We start from the raw sequence: 25,867 nt of genomic DNA, 5'->3' as shown, positions 1-25,867 counted from the left end.
TCCCTTTGCCGTTGGCACTTTGCCCTTCGCCGCGCCGTACCAACCGAAACAGGGTTTCAGCAACCGACAGAGGAGAACCAGCATGAACACACACAACGTCAGGGTCAAAACCGCCGCAACCGAAACCACCGAAACGCGGGTTGAAGGGACAAAAGTCAACACCGGACTGACAGCAGATCAGTTTCAGGATCTCAGCGAATTCATCATCGACAACGGCACGTTTTGCGGGCCGGGTGGGGTGACCTGGCAGGAGCTGGCGCTGTTTAAAGAAATCACCGACCCGTCAGAAGACGGTGAGCCACGCAAAATTTATGTCTGGGAGGGCTGGCCATACGCCCTTTATGAATTCGACCTGGGCTACACGGCCATCAATTACGCGCAGACCCGAAAACTGATCGCCTGGTCACTGGAAAACGCCGGTAAGCATTCCTCAGCACCGCGCTGAGCGACAAACGCCCGATGCCGGGACAAACCCGGCGTAATAACAACGTATCTGAGAGGTAATCACTATGGTCAGTTTTGCAAGCCGTTATGCTCCAAAAACATCCATTCGCGAAAATCGCCCGCTCACCAATGACGAGCTGATGCGGTTCGTCCCGAGTGCGTTTTCCGTTGAAAAACATGAGTCGCGTTCAGACCGTTATACTTATATTCCGACGATTACCCTGCTCGACAAACTCCGCTCCGAAGGGTTCGAACCTTTCTATGCAAAACAGTCCCGCGTGCGCGATCAGGATCGCCGGGATTTTACCAAACATATGATCCGCCTGCGTCGCGGAAATAACGGCAGCGGCAAGGAGGTGCCTGAAATTGTTCTGCTGAACAGTCATGACGGTTCCAGCAGTTATAAAATGATCCCCGGTATTTTTCGTGAAGTCTGCACCAACGGGCTGGTCTGTTGGAAAACATTTGGCGAAATCAGCGTGCCGCACAAAGGTGATATTGTCAGCCAGGTGATCGAAGGTGCGTATTCGGTTCTCGATGTGTTTGAAAAAGTCGAAAATAATATCGGCATGATGAAGGGGATTCAGCTGGATAAGGCGGAAAGGCTGCTGCTGGGCCAGCTGGCGCTGGAATACAAATATGAAGACAAGGCACCGCCGGTGACCGCCGAAAATATTATTCACCCCCGCCGCTGGCATGACAAAGGCACCGACCTGTGGACGTCCTTTAATATCGTGCAGGAGAATCTGGTAAAAGGTGGCCTGTCGGGACGCACTGAAAAAGGGAAGCGAACCACCACGCGGCCCGTTAACGGCATCGACGGCGACATAAAATTAAATCAGGCGCTGTGGAAGATGGCGGAGGAATTCGCGAAGCTGAAAAGCTGAAGAAATAAACCCCGGTTCGCCGGGGTTTATTTTTGGGGCGTGCCTTGCTCATTCCGGCTCAGCGTTATAGAAGGCAATTTTTTTTCAAGAGGCCCGGTTTTATTCATTCGCGCATAAACTTCATCCCTCGCAACCAGAACGCGGTAGATGCTTTTAATTATCGCGGCATACTCTCTGCGCTGTTTAATTAACTTCGGGTTCGGTCCGGTGTTATACATACCGACCGTATCCCACGTCCTGCCATACTTTTTGAAATTGCTCGCCTCGATCCATGCGCCGGTATAAATGCAAATACACGGATCGGCCAGTAAACGTTCCCGCGTAATGTTGAATTTTTTTAACGCATTGAAGTTAGAACTGTTGATTTGCATATTGCATACGTCAGTGCTTTTTCGTGCGCTTTTGTTGTTTATCGCGTTATTACGCATGCGTGATTCCTGAATGGAATGTGCCATGAGTAAACGCGGATCAATACCGAAATCGTGCCCGGCTTTCGTGAAACACATTTCTGGCTCAGCCTGAACGGTGAATGCGATAAAAAGGACGGCGGCGGGTAACCACTTCATATTTATGGAGTCTCATGTGCGTGCGCAAAATGCGCCGTGCTGTGTTTGCGCAAAAAATACCTTCTCAGATCATCCTGTGCAAGATAATTCGTTACAGGCGCGCACTCTGCGCTTGATGTGTGTTGTCAGTGCCTGGCAGAGGTTATTTAAATTCCACTTAAGACACATATTCAACAAGCCGCTTTTATAGTTTCTCTTTCATCACACCCCACGCAAGATTTCATCTTGCGGTTTTGTTTTTTTAAAACATAGAGTTAGCCTGAAATTATTTTGTTTTTTTTAAAGTATGAATGAAATGGTGTGTTAATCCGCACACATTGCAGTGCCTGATTAAGCGACATGACAGTGCCTGATTGTGTGTGATTGAAGTGCCGGATAGTGTGGGGCTATAGTGCCGGTCAGTGTGTGAATCCGGCACCATGAAAGGCACTGTCATGTGTGTTTATTGTGGTTGTTTATTTTTATCAATAGCTTAATGGCATTAAATGGACGTGTAGTGCTGAATTGTCACACCTGAAATTGCCCCATAGTGCCGGATTGTCACACCTGATTTCAGGTGGTGGTGCTCAATTAACACACCCGTTAAAGTGGCTTTTAAAGGTGATTTTGCAACGGAAGTGCCGCATTAACACACACCAGAATGATGTGAGGTGCTGAATTGACACACCCAAAAAAGCGTACTGAAAAAAATTATAAAGTGCCGGATTGACACACAGTTAAAACAGGCCGAATAATAAAAAGAAGCTACCTGCTTTTTACACGGTTCGCGTGGCATTGAACAGGTCATTTTAATGTTATTTATTCGCTGTCATCTGGCGAGGTTGCCGGGTGAAGCGCAGGGGAAAGTGATGGGAAGAAGAAATATCTATTTCAAAGAAAAAACAGAAAGGGAAGTGCAGGAGATGGTCGATATGGAAATCCAGAACGGGGCGACTCATGGTGAAATAAACTTCTCATCGATGGTGAATGAACTGGTTGGTTTCGGACTGATGGTAAAAAAACACCAGGATGAGGGCGGTAAGTTTGATTTAGAAGGGTTTAATCGTGACCTCATTCGCAAGGTGTCAGGCACGAGGGAAGGGGTGAGTATTTTAATCGCGATGGTGTCAGAGATGTACCTGAATATGCGTGGAGAAAACACCAGTGAGTTAATGGAGGAACTTCTGGACAGGAATTTATCTGCAATTAATGACGCTGAAGACAAAGCATCCGGTAAGCATTTCCTTGCACAGGAATAGCGTCAAAGGCATGTCAATATTTCTTCAGTCCCGACTCGTTAATGACTGAGTGAAATTTAAATTCTCGCCGGTATCATTCATGCTTTTGCGGTAAGCGCTGCCATGATGGCATTATCCCTGCGCTGGATAAGTGCGGGGGTTAACTGAAATCATCAGCCTCATATCAGAGTGGGTATCAGGTATTGGCTGGGGAGGTGAAATTGTTCCATTTACCTTTCTTTCGGTGAAATAAGAGGGCTCCCTGCCGTGACTGAATGTCACTTATCCGGTGGCGCAAACGACATGTTTATTGTGTCGTTTACGCCGTCATATATCCTCTTTTCAGTGCGCTGAAATACGGCGTGACAACGTTAAGCCTGAAATGCTTCAGGCCCGACAGGGCTTAAAATAAACGGTACGTATCACGCCCGTGACGAGCTAATCACCTCTTAACTTTTTTCAGCACGGTTCCGGATTTCGGAAGGAAAGAGGTTAACCTGAAGATAAGGGGTTTTCTGCACGCCCCACTTTTTCATAGATAAATTCATCAAAAAGCACGGCCAGTTCCCGCAACCGGTGAACCTCTTCATTTTCCGGCAGCTGATGTTCAGTCAGATAATTCAGAGAGCCCAGCAGCCGCTGCATTATTTCATCGTTCATGCTCCGCCTGTTAAATCGTGCACTTATGTCAATATCACGCCGCAGGTTAACCGGAAAGCTGCTGCTGAATGCCCGCCTCTGTCCGGGAATAAAGATTTTTTTATCCTCATTCTTTTTTTCGTCTTCAGCATACGTCTGGCGAATGATGTCCAGTCTGCTCTGAATAAATTCATCGAACATTCTGGCCAGCGCAATAAGCCGCTGGCCTTCATCGGTTTTAATAAGCGGCCTTCGTGGAGAGAACTGAAGAGAGAATATTAACCGGCTGATAATTTCATCGTTGGTGGTATATCCGCGAACCCGCGCCGCGACGCGCAGCTCCGTCAGGAGATTTTCCGGCAGCCACAGCTTCCGGTACTGGACTTCCCCCTGAGCATACTTGCGGGGCCTTCCTCTGCCTCCACCCATTTTTTCTTTAACTTTCATGCTACTGGTTCCTCCTTGCGAGGCGTCCCTTGTCAGGAGCAAAAGCCTACGCCAGGTGCTTTCAGGATTAATCTTAAAATTCATTAAAGTAACCTGTAAAAGTGTGACATGTGTCACAGATTTTTTTTTTTTGAGAAAATGTACACTTGCATCGCGTTACGTCTGTTTACGTGCGTTGACATTTCCTTAACTCAAACAGAGGGATTTATACATGAAAGTTGCCACATCCGGCTCCGCTCTGACGGAGGGGGCTGCGGAAGCCTGTCCGACGTTCAGTGAGGCGCCGCTGACGGTCCTGACCGTCATGGCCAGTCGGGGGTTTTCGTATCTTCGTCAGCACCGCGCAAATGCCATTCTTGTCTGTATGGCCATTCTGGTTTTTGCACTGCCGCACATCGGGCATGCAACTGACCTGCTGGCAGGGCAGAAGCAGGATGCCAAAGATACGTTTGGTCACGGCTCAACGGTGGAGTGGGGGATTTACATCTGTGAAATCATCCTCTCTGCAGGCCTCTACATGAAAACGCGTAACCCGATGCACTTCGTCGGTGGTCTTGCCTTCCTGATTGTCATCACCAAAACGTTCTTCGCCCTCGCCGGTTAAACCGACATGGACGGGGACGCTCAGCAGTATCTGTTTCCGGAAACACTCAACCAACAAAAACGCCTGATGGGACTCCCGACCGAGGAGGCCATTGTTGTCATTGCCTGCGCCGGTATCGGGCTGCTCTGCGACATATTCATCGTGATGTTGTTTGTGGCCGGTGCGCTGTGGCTGTTAATCCGCCATCTGAAGAAGGGCCAGGGCACCTGGTGGCTTCTGAACCTTCTCTACTGGTATCTGCCGACCGTGCTTCTGCGGTTGCAGTTCCGGCGCGTACCTGACTCAGCAAACCGGCACTGGATGCAGTAAACCCGGCGCCACCGCACGGTGGCGCTTTTTTGACTTACTGGAGAACGCTATGAAGTATCAGGTCGGGAATGAGCGTAACCGTGTGGTTGTCGCGACGCTGGCGGGGCTGCTGTTGCTGGTCTTTCTGCTCGGTGCCGGCAATGTCATCACCGGTTCACTGGCGTGGCATTTCTATCACACCCAGAAAACGCTCACCATACCGATGGGCTTTGACCGGCCTTTTCTCTCTGACGAATCCGGAGGTGACGCGGCCCTGAATGCCATGCTGGTCAGGGCATTCGTCAATCTCCGCCTGTCCGTCACGCCGGAAACCGTGGATGCCCAGCACACCGCCCTGCTGAGCTTCGTCCCCCCGGCAGACCGGGACACCATGAAAAAGCAGCTTGCCGCCGAAGCTGACTATATCAAGAAGAGCGGGGTGACCTCCGTATTCCGCATCGACGATGCAGCCACCGATACCACCACCGGTGACATCACTGTCCAGGGGGTACTCAACGCCAGTACGTCAAACGGCAAACTGCCACTCCCGGATGCGAATAAAGCCTACCGGCTCAGCGTGCACTACGTGGACGGGCTTATCCGCCTGACAGCCTTCCGCGAAGTGCCCTGGACGAAACCTGAACGCCGCCCGCAACAGGAATGAACCATGAAGATAACTCTTGCCGCCCTGGCGGTTGCCGGTGCACTGGCCTCGCTGCCTGCCGCCGCACAGTATGCCGTGCCCGGACCGACCGGCACGCCGTTTGAAAACAATGCGCACCTGAAGGCGCAGATGAGCACGACCAGCCCGAACAAAATCGTCATCGAGGGCGAGCTGATTACCGGCGTGACCGGTCCCGAAGGGGCGTACACCAAAGAAACAACCGCCGATGGTGCCCTGCTGATAGCCCCGCTCACCACACGGGACTTCACTGTATTTATCGAGACCGCAAACGGCATCAGCCTGTCACTGGACGTGTCGCCCAGGCCCGGCAGCGGACGCACGATTGAACTGATACCGGCAGATGCGCCGGTTAAGGCTAATCCGGACGCGAAAGCCTGGGAGGAAAGCCAGCCTTTCCAGACCACGCTGGTCAGCCTGGCCCGCACCGTCGTGAACGGGGGTGTGCCTGACGGCTATACCGACATGAAGGTCAGCCGGGGCCCGGCCTACAATCCGCCCGCCGGTGTGCTGCTGACGCCCGAGCGCCAGCTGGTCGGTTCTCACCTGCGCGTGGTGCGCTACCGCATGAAAAACACCGGTTACGTGACGCGCATGCTTGCCGAGAAGCAGTTCTGGCAGAAGGGCGTGCGTGCGGTGATGCTGTCCACAAACACCCTGTACGCCAGTGGTGAAGGGTTGCTCTGGGTAGTCTTCTCCACCGGAACGGAGGGCGCGGATGAGTAACATCAACATCGCCACGCGCCGCCGCCAGTGGACCATTGCAGGCGTATCCGCTGCCGTGATGCTCGCCATCGGGGGCGGCGTCTGGGCTTATTCGCATCATCAGGCCGAGCTGGAGCACCCCACCGCAAAACCGGCACCGGATATGACGGGCGGGCTGGTCAACACCTCATTCACGCAGGGCGTGAACACCTCAGCCCTTCAGCAGCAGCAGGAGAAGACAGCCGGCCTGGAGCGTGACCTGGGCACGATAAAAAACACCCTCGTCACGCAGAATGAGGATCTGAAGAAGCAGCTGAGCACCCTCACGGAGCAGCTGACACAGCTGCAGACGCGGCAGGCTCAGGAAAGTAAGCCCGTAAACGGACCCGGACAGGGGAGCGGCACCGCCAGCCAGACCTCTGCCAGCGGCCCGGTTGCGCATGGCCCTGCCGGTCCGGCGCAGTGGAGTATTACCGACCCGCAACGCGGTCCCGCTGCGGGGCAGGGCAGTCAGTTCTATCCGGTGCAGGGACAGGGGTATGCGCCCGGCAATATCCCGCCACGCACGGGTGGACTTCAGCGCGATACCTTTACCTATGCCTCGCTGAAAAAGCCCGTTCACAAGCTGCCCTGGATACCGTCAGGCTCGTTTTCTGAGGCCGTGATGATTGAGGGCGCAGACGCCAACGCCAGTGTGACCGGTCAGCAGAACACCTCGCCCGTGGTCATCACGCTGCTCGGCGACGTCTCTATGCCGAACGGCCGTACCTACAACATGGACAAGTGCCGCGTGACCGGCGAAATCTACGGGGATATCTCCAGCGAGCGCGGTGACGTCCGGACCAAAAACATCAGTTGTATCCTGAAAAACGGCGATCACATTGATATGCCGTTTGAGGGGCACGTGTCCTTCCAGGGGAAGGTCGGCATTCGCGGGAAACCGGTGATGCGTAACGGCCAGATTCTGATGAATGCGGGCGGTGCAGGCTTCCTGTCAGGCCTCGGGGATGGCTTCAAATCTGCGGCCACGCCGATGGTAGGGCTGGGGGGAACGGCCACCATCGGTGCCGGCGACATTCTCAAACAGGGGTTCGGTGGCGGTGCCAGCAAAGCCTCTGAAACCCTGAGTCAGTACTACATCAAACGTGCAGAGCAGTATCACCCCGTCATCGACATTGGTGCGGGCAATGCCGTGACCGTGGTCTTCCAGCAGGGTTTCCGGCTTCAGACCATCGAAGAGGCTGACGCAGAAAAAGAGAAGAAAGAAGCACCGCAGCCGCAGGTGCAGCAGACCGCCGCCAGCACAACGGCAGGCACGTCCGGCAATGGCAACCCGACAGTCCCCGACCCGAACGAGGTCCTTAAGCAGGCGAGCCAATTGAGACTGGGTGACACCATTAATTAAGGGAGCAGGGAATGGAAAACTGGCATGTGGCACAGACAAAATTTGGACAGGAAAGAAAAGCGGAGCAGCAGCTGAGCAGTCAGGGGGTGGAAACCCTGCTGCCGGTGTTTTCCGAGGTCAGGCTGAAAAACGGCTTAATACGTCGTGTCGCTGAGCAGCCTCTTTTCCCAAACTACATTTTTGTGCGTTTCGATCCGGAAAAGGTGCATACCACCGCCATCAAGGCCACACGCGGCATTGCGTCACTCATCAGCTTTGGCGGTCTGCCCGCCATTGTACCTGAGCGCGTGATTGAAAAGCTGAAGAAGGGCTGGCAGGGTGCGCCGCAGAACAAGCAGCTGCCGGAAGACGGTGACCGCGTAATCATTCAGGACGGCGCATTTGAGGGTATCGAGGCCATCTGGTGTGAGCCGGACGGAATGAGCCGCGCGGTGCTGCTGTTCAAAATTCTGAACCGTCAGATGCGGGTGCCGGTGGAAAGCCACATGCGTTTTCATATTGCCGCGCGGGCGGCGGAACAGCCGGACAGGAAAAGGATATGAACGTGATGCTTAAGCGGCGGTGGCCACGCGGTAAAGGGATCAACCTGTGTGGCCTTGTCGCCATGCTGTTGACAGACAATCTCGTCATGGCGTGGCTGATTAAGACTGGTCAGGTTGACGTTGTCAGCTGGCCGGTCTGGCGAATGATGGTGCTGGCGTCGCTGGTGACACTGGGAGTCCAGGTCCGGAGAGGGAAACACACGTTGTTGACTACGGTGCAGGCGCTGACAGGTTTATGGGCACTGTCGCTCATTGTCTGCATCGTTAACTCAGTCATCATATGGGCGTGGCCATCCTCCGCTTTTTTGTATTGCGCACTGTGTGTATCTGCCTGCATGGGGGATGTTGTTGCTCCTGCTATCACCCTGTTTGAACTGACATTTGATCGGGTCTGAGCACATCAGAACCTGACAAGGAAACCGGATATGAATAATTCGAATGCACGCCTGATAGTTTTTCTGCTTACTTTTCTTGTGGTTACCCTGAATCTGGTCGCTGTATACATCATGCTTCGCATGGGGGTGGGACCGTCCGGGGGCATAACGTGGCAGGTGTGGCGGATGCTGAACCTTCTTGCCTGGGCCACGCTGGGCTTACAGGTGCTGTCTTTGGGTAGCGGATTGAGTATGGCCCCGGTTTTCGCAGGGATCGTTACCTGGCTTATCGTGCCGGCAGGCTGGCTCGTTGAGGTTGCCCGTGCCGGTCAGCTACAGGTGGCCAGCAAAGCATTCCTTTATATGGGCCCCTGCACAGGGGTTGTGCTCTCGTTCGGCGCGGCCGTATTCGTGCTGATGTTTGAAAGAAGACGCCGGTAGAGGGCGGGGCTGTAATGAAAACACAATTTTTCAGAGTGCTCGCCCTGCTGTCAGTCATGATGCTGACCGCCTGCGACACGGCGGAATCGCGGTTTGACGAAGCCCGAACCAGAGCACTGCAGAATCCCGATCCGTTTCAGGCCTATCTGCAGGTGAGTAAGGAAGTCGATAAAAACTGCCCCGACGGTCTGCTGTTCAGACCGACATGCTCAGACGACATTATAACGGAGTACCACGACCTCGAAATTTCACTCTATCGCACAGCGTTAAACCGACACTCTCCGGCAGCCTTCATTGATCTGTTTATGCGGCCTTACCCACCGGATGAGCTGAAATCCCAGATGCCCAAACTCGCTGAAGAACTGATTAATCTTGCCACGCATTCGGCGGGGAACAGGGCATCAGCGCGTCTTCTGGCTACGGCGGCTCACGTATTAGAACTGGGGCAATGGGTGCAGAAAGACAGCGTCCGTGCCGCTGCCCTCTTTGCTCAGGCCTGGCTTGCATATGACACGCTGGCACCAGCCAGTCTCAGTCGCCTTTACAGCGAGCAGCACGATGAGGCCAGCGCGCTGCTGTGGCGGTTGCGCTGTATCGGCGACTGTTACGACAGGCTGGAATCTACCGATGACCCCACGTCGCTGAGTTCAAGACAGATTCTGCGCATTCAGTCTCTCGCCAAAGACCGCAGTATCGTCACCGTTAACGGGCAGGCAGCCTGGGAGGAGAAATGAAACCTCCTGTTAAAATTTTGCTAATTGTGCTTTGCCTGTTGCAGTCACTGCCGGTCATGGCGGGCAGTTCCGCTTCCCGATCATCCTTTAAATCATCATCAGGCTTTGCCGCACGCAGTCCGTCGTACCGGCCCTCCTCAACAGGCAACACGCCTGTTTACCGGAGTTTCAGTCCCGGATCGGGCAGCAGCACGCCATCGTCCGGAGGGAACGGCACGCCAGCAGGCAGGGTAAACGGCACGTCTCCGGGGTACCGGCCTTCGCCTTCGGCACGTCAGTCACTGCTGAACAACAGCGGGCCTCAGCCTTCGCCCCGGCTTCAGACCATCATCAGGGAAAAAGAAGCCAGTGGCCCCGGCTGGATAGGTACAGCCGCGCTGGTCTGGTTACTCAGTCAGCACGACCTGTCTGACAGCGACCGCGAGTGGATCAACAGTCGCCTGCGCGAGGCAAACAGCGACAGCAGCAGTGAGCAACCCGCCCCCGTGTCCGGACAGTCTGATGTCAGTTTTCAGTGGGCCATTCCGTCACACATTGTGAGTGGTCTGCCGGTAAAAATCGTCGTGACGGCGGTTCATTACGGAAAGGCGGTTTTGCCTTCCTGTGAACTCGACGATGTAAAGAGTGTGCCGGAAAACAACGCGGCAGTGCTGAACTGGACACCGGAAGACACGTTTTCTGCCGTGGCAACCTGCAGGGCTGAGGGCTGGGTAGACCAGCGTCTGCTTGCCGTTTCTCAAATGAGTGGAGGGGAAAGTGAATCTGAACCTGAACCAGAATGAGGATACTTTTAACAGGCAGCGAAAACAGTTTAATCGTATCCGTTGGATGAATGTTGGATGGCTGGAAAGACAGCCACCTCATGTTGAAACCCTTGCTGTGTGGGCTGTTACTGTCTTTATCGTGTTAATCAATCTGGATGATTTTTTTTCGGAACAAATCCGTCCCGTACTCCTGACGGCAGGTCTGGCATCGGTTGTTTTATCGGGTGTGTTATGGCTTCGGTGGAGAAAGAAACCGCATAACTGGCCTGACCTTATTGCAGACGAACTGGTTTCGTACCTTCCCACATACCCGGACGCTTTTGCCAGACTGCAGCAAAGTGTTTTGAAGGATGGCCACCTTGACCCAAAGGTACTGGATGAATGGGTAAAGGAGGAAGAACGCGCAATTCGGGACAAACAACAGGCTTTGAACCGTCGGGAGTTCGCTTTCACGTCACGCAAAATGGGCTATGAAACAGAGGATCGCCATCATGACGACGACCGGCACCCGTGAAGCGCGGATACGGCTCTGCTCGCTCCGCATCCGGTATCGTAAAGCATGGCTGTCACAGGCCGACAGTAACACCCTGGCTGCGCTGCTGACGGCCATTGAATCTGTTAACCAGTCACTGAACGGTCCCTGCATTGAGCCAGAACCCCTGCCTTCAGCAGACAGCAGCGGTCATGAAAGAGGAACAACGAATGGCCAGCGATCTCCTGAAGTTAACAGATAAGCTGCGGTATGACGCGGTAAGGAGTGACAGAATATGAAGACCAGTAAAGTGTTAGATAACCGATCATCGAAGATCATTGAAATCCTGCGCTCACTTCTCTTACTCACGGGGTTTTGCGGGGTACTGACGGTAGGTGTGCTGTATGGGTTGCCGATGATGCTCCATGCTAAAAGTGAAAATAAACTGCAACAGATTGGCTCGCTGGCGATGGTGAAAAACAACTGCCACGGCTTCTTTTACCACGATGACGATGTTTCTGTGCTGGTGATGACCAGTGGTTACGTGGTGACAGTCAGCGGCTGTGTGAATGCCGATCCCGGCACAGCAGTGATGGAGCCAATAACCACTCTCACAACGGACGGTCGGGATATCGGTAAATACTGGTGTGTTAATGATATTTGTTATGAACGCACGGACAAGGAAAAAAACTGAGAAACCAGACGTGTTTTGCTGAGGCGTTTTTTCGTGAACGTGTCAGTGCTTCTGCATGAGTGGATAAAAAAGAGGAGCAGCGAGTGGCCAGCGAATCCCTGACGTTAACAAGTAATCAGCGCCTGTTCTGGCAGATAGTGGCAGACCTTGATGACTGGAAAAAACGCGGCAACCCTGTGCAGTGGGTACGACCCGGCTTTTATCTCGCTCTTATTGGTCTGGTGCTGCTACCGGCAGAGTTTGTGGCGGTTGTGAAAGCCTCATCAGCGACCAGCGAAAATCTGGTCGAGGTGGTAATGATTGCGTTGGGAACATGGTCAGTTGCTTACGCCTGGGTGATTGACCGTGTCTTTCAGAGCTGGTCTGAACGTGTTTACAGACAGTTTGAACGTTATAAACCTGTCAGTGCAGAAGCCTGGCTGGAGCTGAAGAAAGACGTGATTTTAAATCACAGGCTCACGCTCAGGGCGGCAGTGCGCTGGGCAGAAAAAGAGCGAGTGTGCCTGAGCGCCTGCAATGTCAATCCGACCCGACAGGTACTCCTCGGGCCTTGTTCATGCAGTCGAGTCATCGCTGACCGGCTGCGTTGGAATGGGCGCTGAGGATAAGAGGAGTGGCGGCTTAAGTTTAAAAATGCTTTACGCGGGAAGGAATCTATGGCTGCAATCAGACACCCTGTCATGCGGTATCATGGTGGTAAATTCAGACTCGCCCCCTGGATTATTGAACATTTCCCCCCACACCGTTGTTATGTCGAACCCTTTGGCGGGGCGGCATCCGTTCTGCTTCAGAAACCGCGAAGCGAAGCCGAGGTCTACAACGATCTTGATGAGTATGTCGTGAATCTGTTTCGCGTATTGCGCGACCCGCAAATGAGCCGACAGCTTGCAGAAGCATGCATGATGACGCCCTTTTCACGGGTTGAATTTCAGGAAGCGTACGAACATACGGATGAACCGGTTGAGCAGGCTCGCCGGACAATCGTGCGCGCCACAATGGGATTTGGCTCTGCCGGGGCAACGAAAGGCAGGACCGGTTTCAGGCTTGATACCCGCCGCAACTACGCGACTGCGCAGGCTGTGTGGTCATGGGCCCCCGCTAACCTCATTGCAGTGGCTGAACGGTTCGCGGGAGTACTGGTGGAAAAACGGGAGGCAATCCAGTGCATGCTGGACCATGACACGCCGGACACGCTGCACTATGTTGATCCCCCTTACATGCACGAGGCCAGAGTGATGGCCAGTTCGTACTACCGGCATGAAATGAACACTGCTCAGCATGTCCGTCTTATTGGCGTGCTCAAGGCGTTAAAAGGCTCGGTCATCCTCAGTGGCTACGATACTGACCTTTACAATGACATGTTAAAGGGATGGTCCAAGCGCATTAAAACAACGGCGGCAAACGGCGTTTCCGGTTCGGTAAAGCGCACTGAATGCCTGTGGATACGGCTCAGAACTGAAGAGATTGCCTTTGGCACAAACTTCAGTTTCCTGTGAAATTGAAGAACCTATAAAACTAAGAGCAGATTCTTACAGTAATCAAAACCAACGTTTCAGGCATGAAAAGAAAGGCACCAACACCAGGGCTTTTCTCCGGCACCCATGAGCAGGACTCACCTGCCACTCTTGTTTCTACTCACTACGATTAACCTGCGGCTCCGCCGCCACTGAGGTAACTCCCATGCAAAAACTGTTTGCGTGCGCACTGCTGTGCGCGGCGCTGACCGGCTGTGCCGGTATGAATTCCGACTTTGACTGCAACAAAACGGCGACTGACCAGTGCCTGACGATGTCAGAAGCCAGTCACCTGGCAGACAAGGGAAAAAGCCTTGATGACCTGACGGCCAGCAGAGAAGCAGGCCCAAAGCCTGCCGCTGAGGCGCTGGCGACGCCCGGCAATGTGAAGCCCGCCATCGATCCGAATCGTAAAGTCACCGTTCCGGCATTTACTCCCCGTGCAGGAGGCCGTTCGCACCTGAGCAGTGATGCGCTGCGCACCTCGACCATCCCGGTGAGAACGACGTCTGTACCCGATGGCAGCATTACGCCGTCAGATTACAGCGGGCCGGGCCATGTGGATGCGAAACGCATTCCCGATGCCACGCAGCGCCTCTGGATTGCCCCCTGGGTGGACGGCGAAGACAGTTTTCATCAGCCTGCCGTTGTGGAGTTTGTGAAGAAAAAATCGCGCTGGGATGAAGATTACCGCGTGATAAGTCAGGGGGATTAACCATGAAGAGATGTGAAAGCGTGAGCCTGCTCAGCGGCAGAGGCAGTGGTTACGGGGCTTTCATGATGCAGCATATGCCTGAAAGTGTGGCAAGTGCAGAAGCCCTGAACGGCCAGGCATACAAAGCTCATCCCTGGAGCATTTATATGGATGCTCCCATGATCCGCTGGCAGACCTGCCCGGTAAATTCTGGGGGCCACGGTAAAACCTTCTCTGGAACATTTTTGGCGTCGCAGGTTACGTCACCCGAAACAGGTGACCGGCACTGGATGTCTTTTGGTAACGCCTCGTACCCCTTTTTGACCCCGTCGGAGGACAGCCATGCTCGCTAAAGTTCTCGATCACCTGACAGGTATTCTGGACAGCAGCCGCTATGAGGGCGGCGCCAGTTCGGCGCGTAAAATGCTTAAAGACAGCATGAATCACCCCTCAATTACCAGCCTGCTGCCGTGGCGTGAGTTTGATGACAAGACCGACCTCTTTATCAATACGCGCTCGGTCGGCTTCATCCTTGAGGTGGCCCCCCTGGCCGGTGCCAATCAGCAGGTGGTGCAGGCGCTCGATGACCTGCTCCGTAAAAAGCTGCCGCGCAAAACGCCCGTGACCGTTTTGATGGTCGCAAGCAAATGCGTGGGCGACATGCTCGAAGATGGCCTCAGTCGCGACATGTGGAAAGGGAACATGGCACCCCGCCTTAACGCCATCACCAAAGCTTTCTGGGAGCGCTCAGCGCTGAAGGGACTCGCCAATAACCGTGAGTACCCCCTTTATCTGCGTAACTACCGTGTGTTTCTGGTGTATGCGCATCCGGGCAGCGGCGGGATCAAAACAATGGACACTGTGTCACAGCTGCGTGAAACGCTGCGCGTGTCATTGCTCGCGGCCCATATGGAAACTGAGCGTGTCGGGCCTGATGAATTCCTGAGCGTCATCCGTGAGCAGCTCAACTACCGACCGGGGCAGGTTACCCGGGATGACGTGCAGTGGAATCCAGAGCAGGAACTGCATCGGCAGTGCGTAGACCACAGTACGGAAATGGAAGTGCATCCGGATTACCTTCGTCTGACCACGGCACGCAAACCGAGTGACCGGCGAATGGGCGATGAGGGGAACTCCCGTGTAGCCAGCTCCCGCATCGTCAACATGCAACTGACAACCGTACCAAAAAGATTCGCGCTGTGGCAGGTCGCAGACAACCTGCAGAACATTCGTTATCCGGATCTGGGCATCCCGTGTCCGTTTATGCTGAGCTGGACGGTCTGTCTGGAGGACCAGGTGGCCAGCCAGAACGAAGCTTTCCGTAAAGAGCAGGACCTGGGCAAAAAGGCCAACTCCTCCTACGGGAAGCTTTTTCCCAATACCCAGCGGACCTATCAGGAATACCGCGACCTGCGTATGGGGCTGGCCAGTAACGAAATCGCCATGTGCAGCTTCAACCTCAACCTTACGCTGTTCTGTCCTGACGACGACAGTGAACAGCAGAAATGCGAACTGTCGGCGATAAACGTCTTCCGTAAGAATGACCTGGAGATTTCGGCTCCGCGCTATATGCAGTTGCGTAACTGGCTGACCACGCTACCGTTCATGATGCAGGAGGGGTTGTGGGATGACATGAAACACATGAATGCCACACTGCGCTGCAAGAGCTTTAATGCGGTGAACCTGATGCCGGTGGTGGCAGAGCGGCAGATGGCTAAGTCCGGCAGCCCGCTTCCCACTTACCGTAATGCGCTGGCTTTCTTTGACATGTTCAATGAACACAACGGCTCAACGAATTTTAACGTTGCCGTGACGGGGACAACCGGCGCAGGGAAGAGTTTCTTTATTCAGGAAATCCTGCGGCAGGTTCTTAACTCCGGCGGATTCGGCTGGGTTATCGATATGGGCGGCAGCTATAAAAACTTCTGCCGGCAGGCGGGCGGTTCGTATCTTGATGGTGCCACGCTGCGCTTTAACCCCTTTGCGAACGTCACCGATATCAAGGAGTCATCTGAGGGCATTCAGGGGCTGCTGACCGTGCTGGCCAGTCCGAATGAGCCGCTGGACAAGGTCAGCGAAACCATCCTGCTTAAAGGTGTGGTTGCCGCATGGGAGGCCAAGAAGAACAAGGCCCGCATCGATGACGTGGTTCATTACATGACGTCGCCAGAAGTGAAGGCGACTTACTCAGAGCAGCCTACCATCATGAACCGCATCAACGAGCTGGTACTGCTGCTTGATCGCTGGTGCACATGGGGAGCCAACGGGGAATACTTCAACTCCGATAACCCGACGCTCGATGCAAACACCCGCTTTGCAGTTCTTGAATTGCTGAGCCTGGAAAACCAGCCGCATCTGCTGTCGGCCATCCTGTATTCGCTCATTCTGGCGATTCAGGAAAAGATGTACCACTCGCCGCGTGACCTGAAAAAACTGGCCATTATCGATGAAGCCTGGCGACTGTTCAGTGGCTCTAACCCACATGCCGCCAAATTTATCGATACCGGTTACCGCACCGTGCGCCGCCACAAGGGGGCGTTCATTACCATCACGCAGGGCATCAAAGACTTCACCGGCACCAAAGACCAGGCACCACCACCGGCTGCGGCTGCGGCATGGGACTGCTCCGGTACCAAAGTTACGCTGTTGCAGGAGGCAAGAGCCTTTAAAACTTACCTCAATGCCAACCCCGATCAGTTCAGTGAGGCAGAGACGCAAATCATCCGGGGCTTCCAGCCTGCGCGCAGCACAGGGTTCAGTTCGGTAATGATTTCCAGTGGTGAACACAGTTCTTTCCATCGTGTGTTTGTCGATCCGGTCACGCGGGCCATGTTCAGTACGCGTGGAGATGATTATCAGTTTATGACGAACGCACAGGAGATGGGGGCGACCAGTGAGGAGGCGGCTTACCTGCTTGCGTGCCAGCCGCATATGTATAAGGAAGAGATGGAAGAACTCGAACGCTGGGCCGGGATCACGGCGGCATAACCAGAGGAAATAACGATGCAGGATGAAAATACGTTGCCCGTCCGTGAGGGCGGGCAGTCGTCTGGCAATTCACACCAGTCTGACGACACACATCTTCCCCCAGTGAAGCCCTTCTGGCGGCGAACCGGGGTGCGCTACCTCGCCGGAGGGGCACTGATTCTGCTCCTCAGCGCCGGTATCAGCACTCTGGTGGCCAGTGCCGCAAGGCCTGCCACGGTGGTGTTTGATATGAAGGGGACAATTGATGCATTCAGGCAACAGAGCGCCCTTAACCCCCTCACAAAAGAAGCGGCTGAGGTACTGACAAATCGCTTCAGCAGAGCCCTGAACAACAGTCTCAGTGACTGGCAACAGCACCATTCAGCCCTGATTCTGGTGAAAGGGGCCGTTGTGAACGGTGCGGAGGATATCACGCCAGAGATTCAGGCCGACATAGCCCGCCAGATGAAGGAGGCACGATGAGAGCGAGGCTGGGTGCGCTGCTGCTCAGTATTGCCGTGGTGTGGCCAGCCGCCGCAAAAGACCTGGGCACGGTTGGTCATCTGTTTCCGATATCCGAACCTGATCTGCTGGATTTTATCGCTCAGCGGCTCAAAGGGATGCAGGACAGCGGAGAGCTGGCAAGGCTGCAGCGGGAAGCGGAGGCAAGAGTCAAAGCTCATGCCGTTCGCCCGACGCCGGTTGCAGGTCTTTCGCCTGCGACAAAAGACCGGGTTTACAGTTTTGACCCGACCTTCACGGTAAAGGAAACCATCACAGATATGCGCGGCAACGTCATTGCCCGTGCCGGTGACAAAATCAATCCACTGGACAGGGTGGCTTTCAGTGAGACGCTTTATTTCATCGACGGTGACAATGCGGCGCAGATGGGCTGGGCGGCAAAGCAGATCAAAGGGCAACAAAACGTCAAAGTCATCCTGGTCAAAGGCAACATCCACGACAGCAGTCTGGCACTTGATGAGCCTGTTTATTTTGATCAGTACGGCACGTTAACAACAAAATTTGGCTTTGAGCATACCCCGGTTCGCATCACGCGTGACGGCCGCACGCTCAGGGTGGAGGAGGTGGCACTGAAATGAGTCACAACATGCGGGATGTAACGACACCCGAACACGTTAAGCGACATGCGACCACGGTACGTATGAATGACGCCGACAAGGCCGGTCTGCGGCTCATGACGGAAGAACATCCGCTTTACACGGAGTCAGTGATTGTCCGTGCCGCGCTGCAGGTCCTTCTGGCGTTTAACGGCAAAATGCGCAAAGACATTGTCTGGGCGTCCCTGAACGAAACGGATGTGGCAACAGTACTGCGCCGTGATGGTTTTCTCCTGGAGTCGTTTATCGATCCTGCGTCACAGAAGGGTGGAAGCTATGAAGGATGAAGCGGCTCATGCCCTTGCAGAGGGCATCAGACAGGCTGTTACTTCGGCGTATGACCCGCCTCAAACGGTGACGGGAATGCCCGTTCTACAGATACAGCCGCCCGGTTCGCTGCCCGAGGCTGTGGACGCACCTTTTCTTCCTGATGGCGTAACGGTCTGGTCGGTGCTGCTCACAATGGTGACGGGGTACGTTATCGGAACGCTTATCGGGAAAGTACTGAAGGCTGTGCATACCCGGCTGCAGCCTCCGAAGCAGGAGGTGACTTACGACCTTTCGGTCAAGAAAACCGGGTGTTATCCGCTGGGGAGTCTGAACATGGCAGCGTGTATGGCTCAGAGCGAGAACGCGCGGCTCTGGCAGCACCTGCTGGCCGCTTATGGCGGGGCCCTGGAGGATGAGGGCCACAGGTTGCGCAGAGACGAGCGTCTTAAGGTGTTACTTCCTGATGACGTGCAGTTAAGGGTGGGGCTGAAAGTCGTCGGTGCCCGTCACCGCTATTTCACGCCGTTTATGGCCAGTGAGCATGAGGAAAAGTTGCTGGCCCAGGCGTCAGAAGAAGGGTATGCGCACAGCTGGGTGGCTTCCTGTCAGAGGGCTGCGGAGGCAGCTGGCTGGTTCGTCACACTGAAAGGTGATGCCTTTCAGGCCTGCCATGATGCGACGAGGCCCCCGGAAGAGGCTGCGTTCGGGGCGCACCAGATCTGACCCATGAACCGGGAGGCATCAGGTGGAAAAACTACATGTGCTGTATGTCGCGGGTGGGCTTCCCTTCACCCTGTGGGTGGCCTCAAACGTCAGAAGAATCATACGGAAGCGAACGAACAGAGTGCTGGCACTACGCGCAGCCGGACGAAACGCACCACGGCATGCTGAAGCAGAGACAGTCATCACACCGAGGTCGTTTATAACCCAGCGCGATGTGCATTCGGGCTGGCTGCAGGAGGCATGGCCACTGCAGCAGGTCAGCATCCTCTGCTGGGGCTCGCCGGGTACGCTGCAGCGGGAAATACCTCATGGCCTGCGTCAGCTTGCCCGCTCACTCAGAAAGGAAAGAGGAACATTTACGGGCGGGAAACTGGGTAAAGAGGGGGTTTTACGCTGGCAGATGGAGTCTGACATCACCGCAGACAGCCCCTCATTTTTTGGTCCCGACTCTTTCGGGGGCAGAGCGCAGCCCGGGGCCTATACGCAGGTTTTCGGTCCTTACATGCCGATGCCTGACAGAGAGGCAGTGGTGGTTCTGCTGCAGGGTACACACCATACAGCCCCTGAAACGCTGCCGCATTTTCTGCGGTCCGTGGCCGAGCAGATTGAAAAAGGCATCCTCCAGTATGGCGTGAACGACGGTTATACCGGCTGGGCTTTTATTTCCTATCCATCGAAAAAAGCACGCTCCTCACATCAGGCCGGGACTGACGATGACCGGATGGCCGGAGCTTCGCTGCATCAGAGGTGATGACCATGACACATGACGGATACCTGTTATTCGCGATGTTACTGATCGCCGCAGGAATAAGCCTGTTTCAGAAGCACAGGCACATAAATAAGCTGAACGAAGCACTGAACCGAAAAGAACTGGCAATTCACGGGTTTTATAACGATCCGGAGAAGATGAATGAGTTAAGACGGCACTGGATAAGACTTGAGGGATGTGAAGAGGACAGGAAACTCAGCAGGCTGGCAGAAAGCATCGGCACAGATGTCAGATGGTATAAGCACGCCTGGCCACTGCGGCAAATTAGCCTGGACGTAGGGGCAACGCCCGGAACCCTGACGACGGCTGTACCGGACATGCTGCGCAGAATCCCGGTATCACAGCTGTGTTCGCCGGGAGAAGAACTGAGGCGATTTTTCTCAGACCACAACATGACCGTACGCATTATGGCCAGGACGGTTACAGACAAGCCTTCTTACTTTGGCAGCGCGGGGTGTGGCGGTCACGTCGAGCCTAATGTGTGGACAGAGGTATTTGGTGAGCAGACTGACAAACCTGACCGGGAAAATGTGAGGGTTCTGCTGCAACTGACGCGCCACGGTGGAGAGGGAGAAACAGGCTGGTTCCTTGAACAGACAGCCAGCCGGATTGAACAAGGCCAGTTGGCTGCGGGCGATCATGATGATGACTGTGGCTACGCCTTCCGTGTTTATCCGTGCAAGGCAGTGCAGGCCTCAATAAGGAGACCTGAGTCATGATTGTGGCAAAGCTCCTTCTGGTGACAGCAGGTATCGCAACCGTGCTGTGGATGTTCTGGATGTTAATTTTCGGTAAAAGCGCACCCGACTTGCAGGCAGACACGTCTCAGACCCGTAAAGCAGGTGATGACAGCAGCATCACGTCGGTCGTAATGATGAGCGACTCGGGCAGTGGAGGGCATGACGGAGGCTGTAGCGCCTCCGATGCCGGCGGTGACTGCGGTGGCGGTGACGGAGGCAGTCACTGAGTCTGACTCATCCTGCCTCACTGCATTTTATGCGGGCTGAGCCTTTTGTGGCCTGCTGACAAAATTTTCTTAAACCGGAGTTCAGATTATGGACAGGTACAGCATTGTAATGACCCTGATACTGGGCGTGTTTTTTGCCAGCCTTCTGGTCATAAAGCATTTCTTGTGAGCGTCTGAAATCTTCCTTCCCGCTGCATACAGGCTGTTCGTTCCTCGCCCTGCTGCGGTACGCCTCAGCCTGCATACCGCGGGCAGGCCTGATTAACTGATGCGGGCAACTCCGCAGCCCTGTTTCCGGAATCTCTATTATGACAAACCATGCTGACATCTCAGCCCGTGAGGTCGTGCGCGATCGCTGGGGCCACTGGACACATCCTTTCTATTACTCACCACCCAATGACAGGGAGTTTGCGCGGCCCGGTGCATTTAATGACTGGCTGAAGACGCATTGCCTACAGTCAGCCACGACGTGGATGGAAAACGAGGTGGAGGACCGGCAGATGGAGCGCTACTGGAAAACCGGTGATTGCAGCGACTGGTTGCCGGCTAGTCCAACCGGTGAGGGCTGGTTTACCGGCAGTATCCATGACACCGAGGACGGTCCGGTCTGTGTCTGGCTTCGAGTGCTTTCGGACAGGACGGCCGAATGAAACGATTATTACTGGTCCTGTGCCTGCTGCTGTCAGTGACGGTCATCAGGCCTGCAATGGCTGGGGGGAGTAACGCCGGTGACGGCCGGTGGGTGAATCCCATCAGCGACGTCTGCTGGAAGTGCCTGTTCCCTATGACGCTCGGCAGTATTCAGCTGGCGTCAGGCGCACACCCGGACACGCCTAACCCGTCGATGCCGATTCAGTTGTGTCCCTACGGCATCTTTTACCGTCTGGGGCTGGCCATCGGATTCTGGGAGCCGCTTGCGCTCACCGACGTCACGCGTGAACCGGGCGTGATGGTGAACATGGGCGGCTTCAAAATCGACCTGGGCCGGACCGGAACGGGCCGTGCCGGTCAAAGCGATTCCCCCACGCCCGGCAGCTTTTATCACGTTCACTGGTACAAGTATCCGCTGCTTTTCTGGCTGAATATCATCACCAGTACGGGATGCATGCAGACCGGCGACATGGACATTGCGTACCTCTCGGAAGTCGATCCGTTGTGGAACGACAGTACGCTCTCGATGATCATCAATCCGGAAGTGGCGCTGTTTAACAATCTGCTCGCGCAGGGGGCCTGTGCAGCCGATTCCATTTCATCCACGGCGGGCATGCCGCTTGATCCGCTGTTCTGGTGCGCGGGTGCGCAGGGCTCGATGTACCCCTTTACGGGCTATACCAGCAATGAGTTTTCCCCCTTGGAGGCATCACTGCTGGTGACGGAGCGAATGGACTTCAAGCTGCACAGGGAGGGGCTGGTGATGGAGACGGTCGGGGCTGACGTAGCTGTCTGTTATGAATATCCGTCCCCGATCATCCCAAAATCGCGCTGGCGTTATCAGATGGTCAATATGTATCCCGAGCCCAGCGACTGCCATCCTTTTGGTACCTCGACGCAGCTGTGGGGCAGCACTCATAACACCCCGGCCACGAAGAAGAACTTCGGCTGGCTGCTCTGGCGAAAGCGCAACTGCGTTTATCTGTAAGGACTCATCATGAAAATTTCTCTGAGGGCACTGATCATCAGCGCCGCGCTGTTTTATGCCTGTGCTTTGTCCGCAGCGGAGCAGCCCACCGTATCAGGTGACAATCTGGCATACATGAAACAGCAGCAGCAGGAGCTGGAGCAGTTTAAAAAGCAACTGGAAGGCGCAAACATTGCGCTGCCTGACATGCAGCAAAACCGAGTGACTCAGTTCCAGAACGAGATAGCCGCGTCTCAGGCAGAGCAGAACAGCGCGGACCGCCCTGTACCGCGCGCGGTGTATTTCGTGAGCCTGGGCATTCCGGAGGACGGTCTGGTGCTCATGCTGCAGGATGCGCGGCGTTTTGGTATCCCGGCGACCATTCGCGGTCTGCTCAACAACGACTTTCATAAGACGGCGGAAGTCATGGTTGAACTCTCCAAAAAGGACAAGAAAGCCGGTGTGCAGATTGATCCGACGCTTTTTCAGCAGTACGGCATCAAAGCGGTACCGGCACTGGTGGTGACCTGCGGGAAAAATTACGACGTCATTTACGGCAACCTGGAACTCCGTCAGGCACTGAAAGAGATTCAGCAGCTCGGCGATTGTGGCTCCGTCGCGGCGCAACTGCTGAGAGAAGGGGAAAAGGGGCGATGAAACGGTTATGTCTTCTGGCGTTTCTGCTGCTCACCGGCATACGCGGTGCTTACGCTGATGCCAACAGTGATGCCTTCAATGATGCGAGTAACTTTGGTCAGAATAATAAAAATCAGGGCACCTCGTCCGCCAGTGGAACGGACCCGTCCTCGGTTATCCCTGGTTACACCCCGAACCCCTCGCAGAGCAGCAACTACGGCGGCGTGCGGGGCGGAGACGGCGGCATTGCCGACAAAGGTCAGACGTCACTCAGTCAGAATGACGCCGGTCAGGCGGTGAATGATTCCAGCACCAAAAACCCGTCGCCGAAGATTGATCCGAACGCCGACTTTATTCAGAACGGCAAGAACGCCGAGGCTAACGGGGGCAGTATCGTTGACGGCACCAACGCCAACTGCAGCGAAAAGGTTGTATCGAAGTCGGTCTTTGAGAACTACAGCTGCGACAGGGACGTGAATCAGATTCAGACCTGTGCCCGTACGGCAAGCATTCAGGTTACCGGCTCGAAAGAGACCTACACCACGCAGTTTGTGATGGACGCGAGGAACTCAACAGGAAACAACGAGGCTAACTACTGGGTACGTTACGACTTTACCGTACCGGATGACGGAACATTATCAAGTGGTTCATGGGAGTTCCTGCTTCCACGTTCGCCGAATTATCACGGAGACCGGCTCGGATATACTTTTCGTGCATTCGATCAGTCAGTAACAACGAATTATAACAATTCCGGTACGTTCTCCATCACTCCTCAGCGCGTCTCTAGGGGCCAGGTGATATCAATGAGGATTCACTACGATACTGATGGTCACTACGATGAGGGGCGCGATGGCATGAAAAACGCCCTTGCCAATGGCAACATCGTGCTTCGCATTACGCTCCCCATGACGGCAGAACGGGACACGACATCGTCACGGGTTGTCTGGACCGAAAGCTGTCCTTTTGACAAATCAACGGCAACCAGCAGCGCGGGTTCACAGTGCGTGGACCCGGGCGGGAACCGCACCATTACCCAGAACGGCCGGGATTACACCCAATACAGCGACTGCTGGCAGTACTCCGACGCCTATGTCGTGCCGGTGAACTCGACCGGCAACTGCGATCAGCTCATCAACAACCGCAACTGTACGCTGGCCGGACGAAGCTGCTCCCAGTCAGAGGCGGGTGCCTGCATGCATGAGAATGACACCTACCAGTGTCAGACCACTTATACCTCACAGGGCCTGCTGTGCGGCGGCCAGTATTTCTGCCGCTCCGGCGACTGCAGCGACACGGACGGCACAGGGGACAATGGTTTTGATATGTCGATTTCAAAGCTTGCTGGTCTCGCTTCTGCAGGGGATGACGTAAAAAAAGGCAGTCAGACGGACATCCGTGCCTTTACCGGCCAGCCGATGTCGTGTCGCAAGGCCGTTGCAGGATTCTCTAACTGTTGCGTGGATACCGGCTGGGGCAACAGCTCCGGACTGGCGAACTGCAACAGCGAGGAGATGGCCATCGGCAAGGCAAAGGCCAAGAAGGTCACGGTTTACGTGGGTGACAAGTGCGATCACGCCGTGCTGGGCGTCTGTGTGCAGAAAAGTCAGGTTTACTGCGTCTTTGGCGGCAAGCTGAGCCGCATCATCCAAGAGCAGGGGCGGCGTGACCAGCTGCACGTGGATTTTGGCAGCGGCGATTCGCCGAACTGTCGCGGGATCACGGTGCCGGAGCTGCAGTCCATCAACTTTGACCTGATCAACTTCCAGGACTTCTACAGCGACCTCATGGCCAACCAGAAAATCCCGGATTCGGCCTCGATGGTTCAGCAGGCTAAACAGCGTATCGCTGCTCAGGCAGCGGCACAAAACGGAGGCAAAAAATGAAGCGTCTGCTGCTTGCCTGTCTGCTGATGGCAGGGGCTGCGCCGGTACTGGCAGATGATGCGCAGAGTGCCGACGCCGTAATCACACCTGCTGCGCCATTTACCGGCTGGCACTGGTATAACGAGCCCAAAAAGAAGCCGGAAACACCCGCGCCGAAAGTTAAACCGCCTCAACCCGGTGTGCCGGATTTCAGCAAGTTAACCCCTTCCGAGCAGGCTGATGTTCTTAAGGGGTACACGAAAGAGGCGCTTAACAACGCCATTCTGCATCCTTCAGCTGAAAATACCGCGACGTTTCTGCGCTGGCAGAAGTTCTGGACCGACCGGGCCTCGATGTTCAGTCAGTCGTTTGCCGTGGCGCAGCTTGATCATCCTGACCTCGATTACAACCTGGAGCATCCGCACTACAACAGTACGGCACCTTTGCAGCAGGCGCGGGACCAGGAGGAGCAGAACGACGCCATTAAAAAACTGTCCGGCGAATACGGCCTTTTCTACTTCTACCGCGGGCAGGACCCGATTGACGCGCAGATGGCTGGCGTGGTGGCGGATTTTGCCAGACTCCGGCATATCTCGCTGATACCGGTCAGCGTGGACGGCACCGTTTCTCCACAGGTGCCAGACAGCCGGACTGACGCCGGTCAGACCGCCAGAATGGGAATAACCCATTTTCCGGCGCTGTTTCTGGTTGACCCTAAATCAAAGAATTACCGGCCGCTGGCCTACGGCTTTATGACCCAGGACGACCTGGCGAAGCGGTTTCTGAACGTAGCCACCGGCTTTAAACCCAACTTCTGAGGACTT

At 54.9% G+C, this 25,867-nt stretch carries 35 protein-coding genes; 33 read left to right on the top strand and 2 right to left on the bottom strand.

Going from position 1 to position 25,867, the window contains the following annotated elements; genetic code table 11:
- Window positions 1–82: 82 nt before the first annotated feature.
- Both QLG08_RS18210 and QLG08_RS18205 read left to right on the top strand, forming a co-directional pair.
- On the top strand, window positions 83–445 hold the full coding sequence (locus QLG08_RS18210) for a hypothetical protein (protein WP_282473092.1): 363 nt from the start codon (window positions 83–85) through the stop codon (window positions 443–445).
- A gap of 64 nt (window positions 446–509) precedes the next feature.
- A complete protein-coding gene (locus QLG08_RS18205) occupies window positions 510–1,331 on the top strand; it encodes a DUF932 domain-containing protein (RefSeq protein ID WP_282473091.1) in 822 nt (273 codons plus the stop codon).
- 26 nt (window positions 1,332–1,357) lie between these two features.
- Here QLG08_RS18205 and QLG08_RS18200 read toward each other — a convergent pair whose 3' ends face one another.
- Window positions 1,358–1,897 (bottom strand): lytic transglycosylase domain-containing protein, encoded by a 540-nt coding sequence (locus QLG08_RS18200; protein ID WP_282473090.1) that lies wholly within the window; start codon window positions 1,895–1,897, stop codon window positions 1,358–1,360.
- Window positions 1,898–2,688: 791 nt separating this feature from the next.
- Between QLG08_RS18200 and QLG08_RS18195 the strand changes: the two genes are divergently transcribed.
- Window positions 2,689–3,135: a relaxosome protein TraM gene (locus QLG08_RS18195; protein WP_282473089.1), complete on the top strand. Its 447-nt coding sequence runs from the start codon at window positions 2,689–2,691 to the stop codon at window positions 3,133–3,135.
- Between the two features lie 471 nt (window positions 3,136–3,606).
- On the opposite strand, the gene QLG08_RS18190 is transcribed toward QLG08_RS18195, so the two are convergent.
- Window positions 3,607–4,284 (bottom strand): Arc family DNA-binding protein, encoded by a 678-nt coding sequence (locus tag QLG08_RS18190; RefSeq protein ID WP_282473088.1) that lies wholly within the window; start codon window positions 4,282–4,284, stop codon window positions 3,607–3,609.
- Window positions 4,285–4,411: 127 nt separating this feature from the next.
- Between QLG08_RS18190 and QLG08_RS18185 the strand changes: the two genes are divergently transcribed.
- The 30 genes from QLG08_RS18185 to traF all read left to right on the top strand — a co-directional run bounded on the left by QLG08_RS18185 (window position 4,412) and on the right by traF (window position 25,861).
- The gene (locus QLG08_RS18185) at window positions 4,412–4,804 is read left to right on the top strand and encodes a type IV conjugative transfer system pilin TraA (RefSeq protein WP_028715642.1); all 393 of its coding nucleotides are present in this window, start codon (window positions 4,412–4,414) and stop codon (window positions 4,802–4,804) included.
- A gap of 6 nt (window positions 4,805–4,810) precedes the next feature.
- Complete coding sequence (traL, locus tag QLG08_RS18180; RefSeq protein ID WP_019105069.1) at window positions 4,811–5,113, top strand: type IV conjugative transfer system protein TraL; 303 nt, start codon at window positions 4,811–4,813, stop codon at window positions 5,111–5,113.
- Between the two features lie 49 nt (window positions 5,114–5,162).
- Window positions 5,163–5,756: a TraE/TraK family type IV conjugative transfer system protein gene (locus tag QLG08_RS18175; protein ID WP_029571074.1), complete on the top strand. Its 594-nt coding sequence runs from the start codon at window positions 5,163–5,165 to the stop codon at window positions 5,754–5,756.
- A 3-nt stretch (window positions 5,757–5,759) separates the two neighbouring features.
- Window positions 5,760–6,500 (top strand): type-F conjugative transfer system secretin TraK, encoded by a 741-nt coding sequence (gene traK / locus QLG08_RS18170; protein WP_282473087.1) that lies wholly within the window; start codon window positions 5,760–5,762, stop codon window positions 6,498–6,500.
- Window positions 6,493–7,884, top strand: a complete 1,392-nt coding sequence (gene traB / locus QLG08_RS18165; RefSeq protein ID WP_019105072.1) for an F-type conjugal transfer pilus assembly protein TraB — start codon at window positions 6,493–6,495, stop codon at window positions 7,882–7,884. The genes traK and traB overlap by 8 nt, the downstream gene beginning before the upstream one ends.
- An 11-nt stretch (window positions 7,885–7,895) precedes the next feature.
- Window positions 7,896–8,426: a transcription/translation regulatory transformer protein RfaH gene (gene rfaH / locus QLG08_RS18160; RefSeq protein ID WP_282473086.1), complete on the top strand. Its 531-nt coding sequence runs from the start codon at window positions 7,896–7,898 to the stop codon at window positions 8,424–8,426.
- A complete protein-coding gene (locus QLG08_RS18155) occupies window positions 8,423–8,821 on the top strand; it encodes a hypothetical protein (RefSeq protein WP_282473085.1) in 399 nt (132 codons plus the stop codon). The genes rfaH and QLG08_RS18155 overlap by 4 nt, the downstream gene beginning before the upstream one ends.
- A 30-nt stretch (window positions 8,822–8,851) precedes the next feature.
- Window positions 8,852–9,241, top strand: coding sequence for a hypothetical protein (locus tag QLG08_RS18150; protein WP_282473084.1), 390 nt, complete (start codon window positions 8,852–8,854; stop codon window positions 9,239–9,241).
- Window positions 9,242–9,255: 14 nt separating this feature from the next.
- Window positions 9,256–9,975 carry a hypothetical protein gene (locus QLG08_RS18145; protein ID WP_282473083.1) on the top strand — a complete coding sequence of 240 codons (720 nt, stop codon included), beginning with the start codon at window positions 9,256–9,258 and terminating at the stop codon, window positions 9,973–9,975.
- On the top strand, window positions 9,972–10,757 hold the full coding sequence (locus tag QLG08_RS18140) for a hypothetical protein (RefSeq protein ID WP_282473082.1): 786 nt from the start codon (window positions 9,972–9,974) through the stop codon (window positions 10,755–10,757). The genes QLG08_RS18145 and QLG08_RS18140 overlap by 4 nt, the downstream gene beginning before the upstream one ends.
- Window positions 10,732–11,253: a hypothetical protein gene (locus QLG08_RS18135; RefSeq protein ID WP_232285073.1), complete on the top strand. Its 522-nt coding sequence runs from the start codon at window positions 10,732–10,734 to the stop codon at window positions 11,251–11,253. The genes QLG08_RS18140 and QLG08_RS18135 overlap by 26 nt, the downstream gene beginning before the upstream one ends.
- On the top strand, window positions 11,231–11,473 hold the full coding sequence (locus tag QLG08_RS18130) for a hypothetical protein (RefSeq protein WP_019105079.1): 243 nt from the start codon (window positions 11,231–11,233) through the stop codon (window positions 11,471–11,473). Before QLG08_RS18135 ends, QLG08_RS18130 begins: the two co-directional genes overlap by 23 nt.
- A 33-nt stretch (window positions 11,474–11,506) precedes the next feature.
- The gene (locus tag QLG08_RS18125; protein WP_019105080.1) at window positions 11,507–11,905 is read left to right on the top strand and encodes a hypothetical protein; all 399 of its coding nucleotides are present in this window, start codon (window positions 11,507–11,509) and stop codon (window positions 11,903–11,905) included.
- Window positions 11,906–11,988: 83 nt separating this feature from the next.
- Window positions 11,989–12,507 carry a hypothetical protein gene (locus QLG08_RS18120; RefSeq protein WP_282473081.1) on the top strand — a complete coding sequence of 173 codons (519 nt, stop codon included), beginning with the start codon at window positions 11,989–11,991 and terminating at the stop codon, window positions 12,505–12,507.
- Between the two features lie 54 nt (window positions 12,508–12,561).
- A complete protein-coding gene (locus tag QLG08_RS18115; RefSeq protein ID WP_282473080.1) occupies window positions 12,562–13,401 on the top strand; it encodes a DNA adenine methylase in 840 nt (279 codons plus the stop codon).
- A 184-nt stretch (window positions 13,402–13,585) separates the two neighbouring features.
- Window positions 13,586–14,134: a type IV conjugative transfer system lipoprotein TraV gene (gene traV, locus QLG08_RS18110; protein WP_282473079.1), complete on the top strand. Its 549-nt coding sequence runs from the start codon at window positions 13,586–13,588 to the stop codon at window positions 14,132–14,134.
- A gap of 62 nt (window positions 14,135–14,196) precedes the next feature.
- Window positions 14,197–14,466: a hypothetical protein gene (locus QLG08_RS18105; RefSeq protein WP_282473078.1), complete on the top strand. Its 270-nt coding sequence runs from the start codon at window positions 14,197–14,199 to the stop codon at window positions 14,464–14,466.
- On the top strand, window positions 14,456–17,101 hold the full coding sequence (traC, locus tag QLG08_RS18100) for a type IV secretion system protein TraC (RefSeq protein WP_282473077.1): 2,646 nt from the start codon (window positions 14,456–14,458) through the stop codon (window positions 17,099–17,101). Before QLG08_RS18105 ends, traC begins: the two co-directional genes overlap by 11 nt.
- 15 nt (window positions 17,102–17,116) lie before the next feature.
- Window positions 17,117–17,563, top strand: coding sequence for a type-F conjugative transfer system protein TrbI (gene trbI / locus QLG08_RS18095; protein WP_282473076.1), 447 nt, complete (start codon window positions 17,117–17,119; stop codon window positions 17,561–17,563).
- A complete protein-coding gene (traW, locus tag QLG08_RS18090) occupies window positions 17,560–18,180 on the top strand; it encodes a type-F conjugative transfer system protein TraW (RefSeq protein ID WP_072404827.1) in 621 nt (206 codons plus the stop codon). Before trbI ends, traW begins: the two co-directional genes overlap by 4 nt.
- Window positions 18,177–18,485: a hypothetical protein gene (locus QLG08_RS18085; RefSeq protein ID WP_019105088.1), complete on the top strand. Its 309-nt coding sequence runs from the start codon at window positions 18,177–18,179 to the stop codon at window positions 18,483–18,485. The genes traW and QLG08_RS18085 overlap by 4 nt, the downstream gene beginning before the upstream one ends.
- Complete coding sequence (locus QLG08_RS18080; RefSeq protein ID WP_282473075.1) at window positions 18,475–19,191, top strand: hypothetical protein; 717 nt, start codon at window positions 18,475–18,477, stop codon at window positions 19,189–19,191. Before QLG08_RS18085 ends, QLG08_RS18080 begins: the two co-directional genes overlap by 11 nt.
- Before the next feature lie 22 nt (window positions 19,192–19,213).
- A complete protein-coding gene (locus QLG08_RS18075; RefSeq protein ID WP_282473074.1) occupies window positions 19,214–19,942 on the top strand; it encodes a hypothetical protein in 729 nt (242 codons plus the stop codon).
- A 5-nt stretch (window positions 19,943–19,947) separates the two neighbouring features.
- Entirely contained in the window at window positions 19,948–20,679 is a 732-nt protein-coding gene (locus QLG08_RS18070; protein WP_282473073.1) for a hypothetical protein, read from the top strand.
- On the top strand, window positions 20,676–20,927 hold the full coding sequence (locus tag QLG08_RS18065; protein WP_282473072.1) for a hypothetical protein: 252 nt from the start codon (window positions 20,676–20,678) through the stop codon (window positions 20,925–20,927). The genes QLG08_RS18070 and QLG08_RS18065 overlap by 4 nt, the downstream gene beginning before the upstream one ends.
- A gap of 308 nt (window positions 20,928–21,235) precedes the next feature.
- Window positions 21,236–21,577 carry a hypothetical protein gene (locus tag QLG08_RS18060; protein WP_282473071.1) on the top strand — a complete coding sequence of 114 codons (342 nt, stop codon included), beginning with the start codon at window positions 21,236–21,238 and terminating at the stop codon, window positions 21,575–21,577.
- Complete coding sequence (gene traU / locus QLG08_RS18055) at window positions 21,574–22,566, top strand: conjugal transfer pilus assembly protein TraU (protein WP_019104999.1); 993 nt, start codon at window positions 21,574–21,576, stop codon at window positions 22,564–22,566. Before QLG08_RS18060 ends, traU begins: the two co-directional genes overlap by 4 nt.
- Window positions 22,567–22,575: 9 nt before the next feature.
- Window positions 22,576–23,202 carry a type-F conjugative transfer system pilin assembly protein TrbC gene (gene trbC, locus QLG08_RS18050; protein ID WP_282473070.1) on the top strand — a complete coding sequence of 209 codons (627 nt, stop codon included), beginning with the start codon at window positions 22,576–22,578 and terminating at the stop codon, window positions 23,200–23,202.
- On the top strand, window positions 23,199–25,064 hold the full coding sequence (gene traN / locus QLG08_RS18045) for a type-F conjugative transfer system mating-pair stabilization protein TraN (RefSeq protein ID WP_282473069.1): 1,866 nt from the start codon (window positions 23,199–23,201) through the stop codon (window positions 25,062–25,064). The genes trbC and traN overlap by 4 nt, the downstream gene beginning before the upstream one ends.
- A complete protein-coding gene (gene traF / locus QLG08_RS18040) occupies window positions 25,061–25,861 on the top strand; it encodes a type-F conjugative transfer system pilin assembly protein TraF (protein ID WP_019105773.1) in 801 nt (266 codons plus the stop codon). The genes traN and traF overlap by 4 nt, the downstream gene beginning before the upstream one ends.
- The last annotated feature ends 6 nt before the right edge of the window (window positions 25,862–25,867 follow it).

It is taken from the genome of Pantoea sp. V106_11 (assembly GCF_029967885.1).
GTDB lineage: Bacteria > Pseudomonadota > Gammaproteobacteria > Enterobacterales > Enterobacteriaceae > Pantoea > Pantoea ananatis.
The sequence above is the reverse complement of the archived record's forward strand: the minus strand, read 5'-3'. Positions and strand labels throughout refer to the sequence as shown.